Source organism: Mesorhizobium sp. B2-4-13 (genome assembly GCF_006658535.1).
Lineage (GTDB): Bacteria > Pseudomonadota > Alphaproteobacteria > Rhizobiales > Rhizobiaceae > Mesorhizobium > Mesorhizobium australicum.
Map to the genome: position 1 here is coordinate 167532 of NZ_VFVB01000010.1, position 13158 is coordinate 180689.

At 65.9% G+C, this 13158-nt stretch carries 9 protein-coding genes; 6 read left to right on the forward strand and 3 right to left on the reverse strand.

From position 1 onward, the window contains the following. Positions 1–92 precede the first annotated feature (92 nt). On the forward strand, positions 93–497 hold the full coding sequence (locus FJ936_RS24700) for an SH3 domain-containing protein (RefSeq protein WP_140789225.1): 405 nt from the start codon (positions 93–95) through the stop codon (positions 495–497). 214 nt (positions 498–711) lie between these two features. Next, positions 712–1920, forward strand: a complete 1209-nt coding sequence (locus FJ936_RS24705) for an MFS transporter (RefSeq protein WP_140789227.1) — start codon at positions 712–714, stop codon at positions 1918–1920. Positions 1921–1967: 47 nt separating this feature from the next. Here FJ936_RS24705 and FJ936_RS24710 read toward each other — a convergent pair whose 3' ends face one another. Beyond that, complete coding sequence (locus FJ936_RS24710) at positions 1968–3428, reverse strand: MATE family efflux transporter (RefSeq protein WP_246680527.1); 1461 nt, start codon at positions 3426–3428, stop codon at positions 1968–1970. Positions 3429–3791: 363 nt separating this feature from the next. Then, positions 3792–5261, reverse strand: a complete 1470-nt coding sequence (locus tag FJ936_RS24720; protein ID WP_140789231.1) for an esterase-like activity of phytase family protein — start codon at positions 5259–5261, stop codon at positions 3792–3794. Between the two features lie 278 nt (positions 5262–5539). Here FJ936_RS24720 and FJ936_RS24725 point away from each other — a divergent pair, with 278 nt between their 5' ends. The 3 genes from FJ936_RS24725 to FJ936_RS24735 all read left to right on the forward strand — a co-directional run bounded on the left by FJ936_RS24725 (position 5540) and on the right by FJ936_RS24735 (position 7766). Then, positions 5540–5761 (forward strand): glycine cleavage T C-terminal barrel domain-containing protein, encoded by a 222-nt coding sequence (locus tag FJ936_RS24725; protein WP_246680528.1) that lies wholly within the window; start codon positions 5540–5542, stop codon positions 5759–5761. Between the two features lie 13 nt (positions 5762–5774). Then, positions 5775–7328: a trimethylamine methyltransferase family protein gene (locus tag FJ936_RS24730; RefSeq protein WP_140789233.1), complete on the forward strand. Its 1554-nt coding sequence runs from the start codon at positions 5775–5777 to the stop codon at positions 7326–7328. A 123-nt stretch (positions 7329–7451) separates the two neighbouring features. Further along, positions 7452–7766, forward strand: a complete 315-nt coding sequence (locus FJ936_RS24735; RefSeq protein ID WP_140661187.1) for a hypothetical protein — start codon at positions 7452–7454, stop codon at positions 7764–7766. Positions 7767–7797: 31 nt separating this feature from the next. Here the strand turns inward: FJ936_RS24735 and FJ936_RS24740 are convergent, their stop codons facing one another. Next, a complete protein-coding gene (locus FJ936_RS24740) occupies positions 7798–10569 on the reverse strand; it encodes a UvrD-helicase domain-containing protein (RefSeq protein ID WP_140789235.1) in 2772 nt (923 codons plus the stop codon). Between the two features lie 257 nt (positions 10570–10826). Here FJ936_RS24740 and FJ936_RS24745 point away from each other — a divergent pair, with 257 nt between their 5' ends. Next, on the forward strand, positions 10827–13142 hold the full coding sequence (locus tag FJ936_RS24745) for a glucose/quinate/shikimate family membrane-bound PQQ-dependent dehydrogenase (RefSeq protein WP_140789237.1): 2316 nt from the start codon (positions 10827–10829) through the stop codon (positions 13140–13142). Positions 13143–13158 lie beyond the last annotated feature (16 nt).

Sequence of the window (13158 nt, forward strand, 5' to 3'; positions counted from 1 at the left end):
TAACTTGTTGACTTTTCCCTGCCCTGCCTCTCCCCTTGCGATGCAGGCCCGGCCGAAGCAGTCGAACGGCCGGCGCTCGAATGGAGGGACTGATGAGATTTCGATTTCTGCTTGCGATAGCGACCATTCTGGCCGCCGTCTTCGGGACGTCCGCCGCCTTCGCCTACGGCGCCCACACCACGACGAGCCTCAACGTGCGTACCGGACCTGGCGCGGGATACGCCAAGGTCGGGACGTTGCCGGCCGGTCTCAGGGTCGACGTGACCGGCTGTCAGCCGGGCTGGTGCAGGATCCATGGCGGCGGTGTCAGCGGCTGGGCCAGTTCCGGCTATCTCTCGCGGACCCAAGTCGTGCATCCGCCGGTTATCATCGTGCGCCCGCCGCATCGGCCGCCGCACTGGCATCATCGGCCCCATCACCGTCCTCCCCACCACCGCCCGCCGCACAAGCCGCGTCCCGGCAAGTGCAAGATCGCACCTGGTTTCTCCTGCAAGTAGGCCCGGTTTTTTCTGCAAACAGGACTGATTGCGCCTAGTACGGCAAGGGTGCCGTGATGGATCGGGGCCGCTGGCCCCGATCCATTTTTTTGCGATCATCGGCTTGCTGGCCGGGCAACGCCAGCGTGGTGTCAGGAGCATGGCCGTCGACCGGAACGTCGGCGGTGAGGACGCGTTAACGTCGCGACCCCTGAACCTGATGACGAGGTTGGCCATGGCCTTTCGCGATCTGGCGCAAACTCACAACGAAGCCGGCAGCGACGTCCTCGCGATCCCGACTGTCGCGACGATGATCGCGGTGCTGTTTGCCGGCAGCACGGTGCTGACGCCTCTCTATATCGTCTACAAGCAGCAATTCGGCTTTTCGCAGATCACCTTGACGCTGATCTACGCGGTCTATGTCGTCGGCAATCTCGGCGCCCTGCTGGTGTTCGGCAGCGTTTCGGATGTCGTCGGGCGCCGGCCGGCGGCGCTTGCAGCCATGATCGTCGCCGTCATCAGCGCGGTTGTGTTCCTGTTTGCCGGCAATGTCGCGTCGCTCGATGTTGCGCGGATCCTGAGCGGACTTGGCATCGGCGTGGGCGCCGGGACGGGAACCGCGTGGATCGCCGAGCTTCTTCCAGAGGCCGGCAGGTCGCGCGCCAGCGTCATCGCCACCAGCACCAACTTTCTCGGCCTCGGTTTCGGGGCGCTTGTTTCGGGGCTGCTGGCCCAATACGAGCCGTGGCCATTGCGTCTGGTCTTCATTGTCTACCTGGCGGCGCTCGCGGTGGTGACGATCATGGTCTGGCGCACGCGCGAAACGGTGATGAAGCCAGGCGGCCTTGGCAAGGTCTCCATGCGGCCGCGGCTTTCCGTGCCGGCGCAGATCCGTTCGCGCTTCGTGGCGCCGGCGGTGACCGGCTTTGGCGCGATGGCGCTGGTCGGCTTCTATGCGGCGGTGGCGCCGAGCATCCTGGCGCAGCAACTGCATGAGGCCAACCACGCCGTGGCCGGTGCGCTGTTCTTCGAACTGGCGATGGTCGCGGCAATCAGCATCGTGGCGCTGGCGCGGATGGGGAGCAGCAAGGCGATGCTGGCCGCGCTGGCCTTGATGATCCCAAGCACCATGCTTGTGGTGGCGGCGCAGATGCTGGCCTCGATGGCGCTGATGATCGCGGCGACGGCCTGCTGCGGCGTGGCGGCAGCGCTCGGCTATCGCGGCGGCCTGCAAGTGGTGAACGAGATCGCGCCGCGGGATCGCCGCGCCGAGGTCGTGTCCAGTTTCTTCATCTGCTGCTTTGTCGGCAACGCCTTGCCTGTCATCGGCATCGGCGTCGTGTCGACTTATGCCAGTGCTGTCGCCGCCAGCCTGGCCTTCGCGGCCATGATCATCGCGTTCGCGCTGGTGGCGCTCGCCTTCGGGCTCGGACAGAGGCGCTGAGACCGCCGCGCCAGCCCGGCAAGGCACGCCGGCAAGGCGGGCCGGCATCAGCCGTTCGGCGTTTCAGGCGCCATGTTCGCGCGCTGGCGCGGCACGCCAAGCCCGGTGTCGGGCGGTTCGCCGGCAGCCGGCCTGTTCTCGATCATGTGCAAGCTGCGCCAGCCGCCGAAGCGGTAGTAGATCGCGGCCAGGATCAGAGACGTGATCGAACCGGCCGGAAAACTCCACCACAGCGCTTCCTCGCCGATCACGCCGCGCATGTAATAGGCAAAGCCGGTGCGCACGACGAGCACCGAGATGACCAGGATGATCAGCGGCGGCATCACGGCACCCGTGGCGCGCACCGTGGCGAACAGCACGATGGTGATGCCGAACAGGATGAACGACCAGGACGCGGCCGTGTTGATATGGGCGGCGATATCGATCGCCGCGCTGTCGCTGCTCAGGAACAGGCTCAGGATCGAACGGTCGAAGACCCATAGCAGCGCGACGAGGGCGCCGGTCAGGACAAGGTTGAAACCGACGCCGGAGGCGGCGATGCGGCCGATCCGGTCCCAGCGACCGGCGCCGACATTCTGCGCCGCCATGGAAGAGACCGCGGCGCCGATGGCGAGCGCCGGCATCTGGATGTAGGTCCAGAGCTGCGCGGCGATGCCGTAGGCGGCGGCGACCTGCGAACCATAGGAGTTGACGATGCCCATCACCGTCAGGGCGGCCGCCGAGATGACGATCATCTGCAGGCCCATCGGCACGCCCTTGAAGACGACGATGCGCAGCAGCGCCGGATCCGGGCGCAGCAGGACGAGATTGGCGCCGGCCAGCCGCAACGGATGCTTGCGCGCGTAGAGCACGACGAGGATGGCGACGACGCTCACGGTCTGGCCGATCAGGGTCGAGGTGGCGGAACCGGCGATGCCGAGTTCAGGAAACGGGCCGATGCCGCGGATGAGCAGGGGATTGAGCACGATGTCGAGCACGACCGCCAGCGCCATGAAGATGAAGGGGGTGCGTGAATCGCCCGCACCGCGCAGCACGGTCATGACGAAGGACAGAAGGTTCATCATCGGCACGGCGACGAAGATGATGCGCAGGTAGGAGCGTGCGAGCGGCAAGGCATCGGCCGGCGTGCCGAGCGCGCCCAGGATGGCATCGACCCAGATCCAGCCGCAGACCGCGAACACCACTGAAACGAGGAAGAAGAAGGTGGCGCTGGTGCCGACGATGCGGCGCGCCTCGGGCAGGTCGCGGGCGCCGACCGACTGCGCCACCAGGATGGTGGCCGCCATGCCGATGCCGAACACCGTGCCGAGGATCAGGAACAGAACGAGGTTGGCGTTGGACGTCGCGGTCAGCGCCGACTCGCCGAGGAAGCGGCCCACCCAGACGGCGTTGACCGAGCCGTTCAGCGATTGCAGCACGTTGGAGCCGAGCACCGGCAAGGCGAAGAGCAGCAGCGTGCGCGGGATCGGGCCGCTGGTCAGGTCGCCGGTACGCCGGCGTGCGGGCATTTTTTCGTCCATGGCGGCCAACCTGGCAAATGTGACTCTGGCCCGCGACGATATCGCAGGCCGGACCGAGATGCACCCTGCGCCGAGGCGCAGTGACCGTCGATCGGTCAGGCACGCCGTAATGGAATTCCATCGGCAAGAACGTCGTCCGGCTGCGTGCGCTTATGAACCAGGACATCATCGACCTCCCGCTCAGGTCTTCGTGCGGCCCAACCTGTCGGCAGCCGGCAAGATCATGGCCGTGTCGAGCAGGACGGCCGAGCCGATCGATGCCGGCGTGCCGAAGGACGCGGAATTCCTGAAGTAGGCCTTCACGACCTGCACAGGCGGACGCGCCAGGCGCGCCCGCTTGAGCAGTGATCCTTACTTCTTGCCGAGACCCGGCAGCGTGACCTGATAGACCAGGAACATGGTGTCGACATCGGCGCCGTCATCGGCCTTGTAAGGCGCGCCGACCTGGAAGCCGTCCTGGGCGAGGAAGTCATTGTCGTTGCCGACGAACAGGAAATAGTCGTCGGGCAGCTTCGGATCGAGGACGCTGGCCAACGACATGGCTTCCCACTTCTCCGAAAGCTCGTTGTGGTCCTTCGCGCCGCCATTGTGCAGGCCGAAGTGGCCAAGCGCGGTGGCGTCGTTGATGTCGATGAACGGCGTCAGCTTGGCCGGCGTCACCGAGGGATCAAGCACGCCCTTGGGGGCGACCGGCTTGTCGGCCGCATCGAAGGCGCCGCCTGCGATGTCGGTCGCGCCGGAGACGTCGACGATGTTGATCTGGCGGTAGAGCGAAGCGTCACCCTTCTTCAGGCCCTGGCCGTTGCCGCTGTCGCGCGCCAGCATCAGGAAGGACGTGGCCGAAAGCGCCACGATCTCGCTCTGCGCGGCGATTTTGGTCTTGCCCTTGGCGTCCTTGAACACCGGCAGCGGCACGACATATTCGTGCGCGAGCTTCAGATGGGCGAGGTCGGAGGCATCATAGACCAGCGCCCGCGTGTTCTGCCGTGTCGAGGGTGAATCGCCGCCATCCTGCCGGGGCGCCGACTGCAGCACGGCGATCAGGAAGTTGCCGTCCGGCGTCATCGCCATGCCTTCGAGGCCCTGGTTGTTCTGGCGCCCGGTTTCGGGATCCTTCGGATCAGGGTCGGCGGCGCCCGGACCGGGATTGTCGGAGGAGAAGTTCGGCGCTCCTTTGCGCATCGGCACGAGAGCCGCAGGCGGCTGGGTCGCCGACATCAGGCGGCCTTGCGCGGAGAACCTGTAGATGTTGGGGCCGTACTCGTCGGAGATGAACATCGAGCCGTCCGGCAGCCGTACGATGGCTTCATTGTCGAGCGCGAGCTTGCCATTGGTGGCGACGGGCAGCATCGGCATGTCGCCGGCCGCGGCGCGTACGTCCGACAGCGGATCGAGGCCGGTGGCATCGGCGCCCGTGTCGTCTGTGAGAAGCATGGTGTCGGCAAGCGTCGCCTTGACGCCCGTCTGCTCCTGGCCGGCGGCGGGAGCAGCGCCCGGCGCGACAGGCGTGAACTCGATGGTGATGGTGTTGAGGCGCGGCCGGTAGTCGGTGGTGCCGGCGACATTGTAGCCACGGTCGGGCAGTAGCCAGAGCGATCCCTTGTAGGTGCCGGCATCATGTGTCCAGCCCGAAATGTCGATCGCCATGCCCGAGCCCGAGCCGAAGGTCTCGCCGAACTTGTCGCGCTGGTCGGCCGGGATGCGGCCGACGCCGACAAGGCCCTTGTTGATGTAAGCCACGCCATCGGCAAGCGCCGGGGTGAGGGCGGTGAACAAGGCCAGCGCGACGCCGAGCGAGGCGGTTCGGTACAGGTGTTTCATGGACAATCCTCTTTATGACGAAGCACGCCGGAGCGGCCGAAGGAAAAATGAAAAAGAGGGTGCCGCATCGATGATGCCGCGCGCGCCTCCCCGAAAGCGATCTAAGGCGTCAACATGATGCTTGCGTGACAGTGGGCGACACGGGTCAGCCGGTATCTCCATGTGCTGATAAAAAACGCTGGAGAGCGGGAATTGGTGACCTCCATGGAGCGTCCCTGGCATAATAGGCACTTATGTCTAGTACGGATATGATGCCGGCTTCGAACTGACCGGGAGGGTTGAAGCCGCACTGTCGCGCCGTGGTCATCGGGGGCGGCGTTGTCGGCGCCTCGGGTGGATTTGGCTACACGATCGGCAAGAGCGTCGCGCTGGCGTTGGTGGACGACGGTTTCGCTGGGGAGGGGATGGCGCTTTGCGTGCACATTGTCGGCGTCGAATGGACGGCGCGGGTCATCGCGGCCTCGCCCTACGGTCCCCAGGGCAGGGCGATGCGGCAATGAGGAGGAGTTTCTGATGGTCGATGACGCTGCACGGGATACCAGGCGCGAACGCCGGCGCGGACGCATGGGCGAGGCAGGCAGCGAATCGAGCCGTAGGCCCAATTACCGGTCGCTGAAGAATCCATTCCTGCCGCAGCCGATCTTTTCCGACGACCAGGTGGCGTCGATCCACGACACGGCGCTGCGCGTGCTGAAAGAACTGGGCATCAAGGTGCTGCTGCCCGAGGCGCGCGAGGTGCTCGCCCGCGCCGGCGCCCTGGTCGACCCCGACACCGATATGGTGCGCATCGGTCGCGACATGGTGGCGGCAGCCTTAGCCTCGGCGCCGCGATCGATCCACGCTTATGCCGGAGCGCGCGATCGCGACCTGTCGCTCGAACTGGGCTCGATGACATTCCTGGCGGGCTCCGGCGCGCCCAATGTCACCGATCTCGAGCGCGGCCGGCGGCCCGGGACGCTGGTCGCCTTCGAGGAGTTGATCAAGCTGGTGCAGCATTTCGACGTCTTGCACATGCTGGGGCCGTGCATCGAACCGCAGGACATCGACAATCGGTTCCGCCACTATGCCGTCAACCGGGCGCAGCTGACCCTGTCGGACAAATTCCCGTTCGTGTTCGCGCGTGGCACGCCGCAGGTCGATGACAGTTTCGAGATGATCAGGCTGGCGCGCGGGCTGTCCGAGGACGAGTTCCGCTCGGGCGCGCATTGCTACACCGTCATCAACACCAACTCGCCGCGCCAGCTCGACATTCCGATGGCGCAAGGCATCATCGATTTCGCCAAGGCGGGCCAGGTCCTGATCATCACGCCGTTCTGCCTGGCCGGTGCGATGGCGCCGATCACCGTGGCCGGCGCGCTGACCTTGCAGCATGCCGAAGCGCTGGCCGGGCTGACGCTGGCGCAGATCGTGCGGCCGGGCGCGCCGGTGGTCTACGGTTCCTTCTCCTCCAATGTCGACATGAAATCGGGCGCACCGGCCTTCGGCACGCCGGAGCACGTCAAAGCCACACTGGGCGCAGGCCAGCTGGCGCGCTTCACCGGTCTGCCCTGGCGCTCGGGGGGCGGCAGCGCGGCCAACACTTCGGACGCGCAGGCCGCGCACGAGACGCAGTTCGCGCTATGGGGCTCGGTGCTGTCGGGCGCCACCGTCTGCATCCACGCGGCCGGCTGGCTGGAAGGGGGCTTGAGCGTTTCCCTGGAAAAGCTGGTCACCGACATCGAGGCGCTGCAGACGGTCGCGGAACTTTGTGCGGCGACCCCCGGCGACGACGACGCAATAGGCTTCGAGGCGATCGCCGAAGTGCAGCCGGGCGGCCACTTCTTCTCGGCCGGCCACACCATGGCGCGCTACCGCACCGCCTTCTACGAGCCGCTGGTGGCCGACTGGTCGAATTTCGGCAACTGGACGCAAAGCGGCTCGAAGACCGCCACCGAACGCGCCACCGGCATCTGGAAGCGCACCCTTGCCGATTTCGAGCCGCCGGCCGCGGCGGCCGCCACGTCAGGCGTGCTCGACGCGTTCATCGCGCGGCGCACCGAAGAGGGTGGCGCGGCGCCAGTGTCGTGAGATAGTTTGCAGACCCATCATCCCGAATTGTGGCCGTGATCCCGGAACCCGCGGCGCGTCCCACGCATTCATGGATGCGGGCCAATGCCTGGCTCCATCCGCGAGCCGTTGAGGGAGGACGACATGGGTTTCGACCAGTACCACGAACCGCCGGAAGAATTGTCGCAGGAAGTGCGGACCTTTGCCCGCATGATCACCTCGCTGATCGAGGAGGCGGAAGCGATCAGCTGGTACGAACAGCGCATGTCGGTCGAGAAGAACCCGCAGGCCAAGGCGATCATGAAGAACGCGCAGAGCGAGGAGTTCAAGCATTTCGGCATGGACCTCGAATTCCTGCTGCGCCAGAAGACGGACTGGCGCGTGGAACTGAAGGAAATCCTGTTTACGACGGGGGATATCGTGAAGGCCGGGGAGAAGGGCGAGAAGAAGGTGGATTGAGGCCGGACGTCAGCCTTCGAGGCTGGCAGCCTCACACTGGCAGCACAAACCCGTCCAGTACGCGCTTCTGGCCGGCCTTATCGAAGTCGATGGTCAGCTTGTTGCCCTCGATGGCTGAAATGTTGCCGTTGCCGAATTTCTGGTGGAAGACGCGGTCGCCGACGCTAAAGGCGGACGGCGTGTCGGAGACGGATTTGGCGACCAGCTCGCCATCGATGGTGCGGCCCTTGACGCTGGTGCGGCCGGCGCCGTAGCCGGAGTCTGTTTCCCCATAGCCGATGCGTTCGACCTGATGGCCCGAGCGCGTGCCCCAGTTGCGGTCGGTCGCCTCGGTGCGGTTGGCCTGCGCGCGCTGCCAGCCCGGCGTCGAATAGGTGTTGGAGAAGGCGCCGGATTTTTCCCCGCCGCCCGAATTGCCGCCGATATTGTCGAAGCGCGAGGCGCCATAGGGGCTCTGTCTTCCCGCCCCCTGGCCGCCGCCACGGCCGGATGCGAACGAGCCGCCGCCATAGGGATTGCCGTAGCCGCCATAGGAGTTGCCGGCTTCGGCGACCTCGACATGGGCTTCCGGCAGTTCCTCGAGGAAGCGCGACGGGATGGTCGATTGCCAGAGCCCGTGGATGAGGCGGTTGGAGACGAACCAGATATGCAGGTTCTTCTTGGCCCGCGTCAGCCCGACATAGGCGAGACGCCGCTCTTCCTCGAGCCCCGAGCGGCCGCCTTCGTCGAGTGCGCGCTGATGGGGAAAGAGGCCTTCTTCCCAGCCGGGCAGGAAGACGGTCTCGAATTCGAGGCCCTTGGCCGAATGCAGCGTCATGATGGAGACGGCATCGAGCCCGGCATTCTGCTCGGCATCCATGACCAGCGCGACATGTTCGAGGAAGGAGCGCAGCGATTCGTACTCCTCCATCGAACGGATCAGTTCCTTCAGGTTCTCAAGCCGCCCGGGGGCTTCCGCCGAGCGGTCGTTCTTCCACATGTCGGTGTAGCCGCTCTCCTCGAGAATGGTCTCGGCGAGTTCGGTGTGCGGCGTGGTTTCCAGCGCCTTTTGCCAGCGTTCGAAATTGGCCGCGACCTCGCGCAGCGCGGCGCGCGGTTTCGGCTTCAGCTCGTCGCTTTCCGCCAGTGTACCCGCCGCCTCCAGCATCGGGATGCGCAAGGCGCGCGCGGTGTCGTGGATCTGGCGGATGGTCGCTTCGCCCAAGCCGCGCTTGGGCACATTGACGATGCGCTCGAAGGCGAGGTCGTCGGTGCTGTTGGCGACGACGCGGAAGAAGGCCAGCGCGTCGCGGATTTCCATGCGCTCGTAAAAACGCGGACCGCCGATGACGCGGTAGTTAAGGCCGAGCGTGATGAAGCGGTCCTCGAAGGCGCGCATCTGAAAGGACGCGCGGACCAGGATCGCCATATCGTTCAAATTGTGCTTCTGGCGCTGGTAGGCCTCGATGGTCTCGCCGATGGCGCGGGCTTCCTCCTCCGAATCCCAGGCGGCGTGGACGTTGACCTTGCCGTCCTCGGGATCGTTGCGGTCGGTGAACAGCGTCTTGCCGAAACGGCCCTCATTGTAGGCGATGAGATGGGAGGCGGCGCCCAGTATGTGCGCGGTCGAGCGGTAGTTGCGCTCCAGCCGGATGATGGTGGCGCCCGGAAAATCCTTGTCGAAGCGCAGGATGTTGTCGACCTCGGCGCCGCGCCAGCCGTAGATCGACTGGTCGTCATCGCCGACGCAGCAGATATTGACTTTGTTTTCGCTCACGGGCTGTTCCGCGCCTGCCGGCGCGGGCCTTCCGCGGGGGCCTCGCAACGGCTCGGACGCCCGGTCGGGCTTGCGGCCTTCGGCCGAAACTGCTGATTCGTCCTCTGGAGTTGCCGGTCTATAGCTAGCCGCTTCCGTTTTATCCGAAACACCGGAAAAACTTGGAGCGCGCCCACCCGGAGAACCACTTCGCGCTGGTTGTGGTCCGCTCGGCCTCTGCGCCAGAAGCCGCAGCCACATGTATTGGGCAGTGTTGGTGTCCTGGTACTCGTCGACGAGGATGTATTTGAACCGCCGGTGATAGTCCTTCAGCACATCGGGATTGGCGCGGAGGATGCGGATCGGGTGGCAGAGCAAATCGCCGAAATCGCAGGCGTTCAGCGTCTGCAGCCGCTCCTGATAGGACTTGTAGAGCTCGCGGCCCTTGCCGTTGGCGAAGCTGCGCGCATCGCCCTCGGCGATGTCGGCCGGACCCTGGCCCTTGTTCTTCCAGCCGTCGATCATCTGGGCGAACTGTTTCGCGGGCCAGCGCTTGTCGTCCAGGCCCTCGGCCTGGATCAGCTGCTTGATCAAGCGCACGACGTCGTCGGTGTCGAGGATGGTGAAGTCGGACCTCAGCCCGGCAAGCTCGGCGTGGCGGCGCAGCAGCTTCACGCCGATCGAGTGGAAGGTGCCGAGCCACGGCATGCCCTCGACATTGCCTTCGCCGATCAGGATGCCGATGCGCTGCTTCATCTCGCGCGCGGCCTTGTTGGTGAAGGTGACGGCCAGGATCTGCGAGGGGAAGGCCCTGCCGGTGGCAAGGATGTGGGCGATGCGGGTGGTCAGCACGCGCGTCTTGCCCGTGCCGGCGCCGGCCAGCACCAGAACCGGGCCTTCGGTGGTCTCCACGGCCAGCCGCTGCTCGGGATTCAAGCCCCTGAGATAGTCGGGCGCATTGTTTTGGCCGCCGCGGGCAGCCATGGCGCGCGCGGCAATGCCCGACGGGGCCGTGGGCCGCGCATTGGGTTCGTCGAAAAAGGGCATGTCTTCGGAAAAGCCGGACATCTCCCCCGAATGTAGTGATTCGGGAGGGAAAGACCAGAACTGTCTACGTTTTGTTCCGGTAAAGTGCCCGATACGGCGGCTTCACCGATATGGGAACCGCCGTTGTGGAACAATCCCAGGCGGAACGAGGTTGCTGCCCGCGGGTCCGCGACCTACGCTTGACAGGCGCCGCCGTCGGGAGAAAGTTGCACGGGCAACACGCCATGCCGGGTTGCCCTTGCCCGCCCCATGCGCGCAACAGTCGAAGGAGTATCATCTTGGCTGTCACCATCACCTCCCTCATTCTCTTCCTCATAGGCCTGGCGCTTGGCGCCGGCGGCATCTGGTTGGCTTCGCTGGGCGGCAGTTGGTACTACATCATCGTCGGTCTCGCCTTCCTGGTCGCCGCCTGGCTGCTCTACCGGCGCCGTTCCACGGCGCTCTGGCTCTACGCGGCGATCGTGCTCGGCACGCTGGCCTGGGCGGTCTGGGAAACCGGCTTCGACTGGTGGGAACTCGGTCCCCGCGGCGGCATCATCGTGCTGGTGGCGTTGTGGCTGCTGACGCCGTGGGCGCGGCGCGGCCTTGCCGGTCCGGACGGGCGAGCCCCTTTGATCCTTGCCGTGCTGGCATCGCTGGCGGTGGCCGGCTATTCGATGACCACGGACCCGAAGGACATCGGCGGCGCCCTCGACACCGACAAGGTGATCCCCAACGCCAATCTCGGCGGCGATGTGCCTGCGGGCGAATGGCACTATTACGGGCGCACGCAGTTCGGCCAGCGCTATTCGCCGCTCGACCAGATCACGCCGGAAAACGTCGCCAACCTGAAGCCGGCCTGGACCTATCGCACCGGCGACGTCAAGGGCCCCGACGATGTCGGCGAGACCACTTATCAGGTGACACCGCTCAAAGTGGGCGACACGCTCTATATCTGCACGCCGCACAACTTCGCCATCGCCGTCGATGCGGCGACCGGCAAGGAGAAGTGGCGCTACGATCCCAAGATCAAGCTCGACAAGGACCGCCAGCACCAGACCTGCCGGGGCGTCTCCTATTATGCCGACGCAGCAGGCGCCGCCGGCCAGCCCTGCGCGGCGCGCGTCTACCTGCCGACCTCGGATGCGCGGCTGATCGCGCTCGACGCCGCCAACGGGCAGGTTTGCCCGGCCTTCGCCGAGGGCGGCACGCTCAATCTGTTGACGGGCATGCCGTATCCGAAGTCGGGCTATTACTACTCGACCTCGGCGCCGCTGATTGCCGGCGGCAAGATCATCGTCGGCGGGGCGGTCAACGACAATTATTCGACGCAGGAGCCGTCCGGCGTCATCCGCGCCTATGATGCGAGCAGCGGCAAATTGCTGTGGAACTGGGATTCCGGCAATCCGGACCAGACGACGCCGCTGCCGGCCGGCCAGACCTACACCGCCAACTCGCCCAACATGTGGTCGACGCCGAGCGCCGACGAGAAGCTCGGCCTGCTCTACGTGCCGCTCGGCAACCAGACGCCGGACCAGCTCGGCATGGGCCGCAGTGCCAATGTGGAGAAATTCTCCTCCTCGATCACCGCGCTGGACCTCAACACCGGGCAGTTGAAATGGGTGCGCCAGACCGTGCACCATGACCTCTGGGACATGGACGTGCCGGCGCAGCCGAGCCTGATCGACATCACCAAGGCCGACGGCTCCGTGGTGCCCGCGCTGGTCGGGCCGACCAAGCAAGGGGACCTCTATGTGCTCGACCGGCGCACCGGCGAGCCGGTGATTGCGGTCAAGGAAGTGCCGGCGCCCGGCGGCGCCATCGAGGGCGACCACACATCGCCGACGCAGCCCGCGTCCGATCTTTCCTTCAACCCGCCGCCGCTGACCGAGCACGATATGTGGGGCATCACCATGTTCGACCAGCTGGCGTGCCGCATCGCGCTTCACAAATTGCGCTATGAAGGCCGCTACACGCCGCCTTCGCTGCAGGGATCGCTGGTTTATCCCGGCAATTTCGGCACGTTCAACTGGGGTGGCGTGGCGGTCGATCCGGTGCGGCAAGTGATGTTCGGGATGCCAACCTATCTTGCCTTCACGTCGCGGCTGGTGCCGCGCGCCGACGTGCCGCCGCCGGGCGACACCAAGGGCAGCGAGCAGGGGTTGAACCGCAATGACGGCGCGCCCTATGCCGTGGTGATGGGACCGTTCCTGTCGCCACTCGGCATTCCCTGCCAGGCGCCGCCCTGGGGCTACGTCGCGGGCGTCGATCTTCGCACCGGCGCGATTGCCTACAAGCACCGCAACGGCACCGTCTATGACATGACGCCGCTGCCGTTGCCGTTCAAGGTCGGGGTGCCCGGCATTGGCGGCCCGATGATCACCGCCGGCGGTGTCGCCTTCCTGGGTGCCGCGGTCGACGACTATCTGCGCGCCTACGAGCTGACGTCAGGCAAGCAGCTCTGGCAGGCGCGGCTGCCGGCCGGAGGGCAATCGACGCCGATGACCTACACCGTCGCGGACGGACGCCAGTTCGTGGTCATCGTCGCCGGCGGCCACGGCTCGGTGGGCACCAAGCCGGGCGATTACGTGATGGCCTACGCGCTGCCGAAGTAGGCAGGCGGGGTTACCG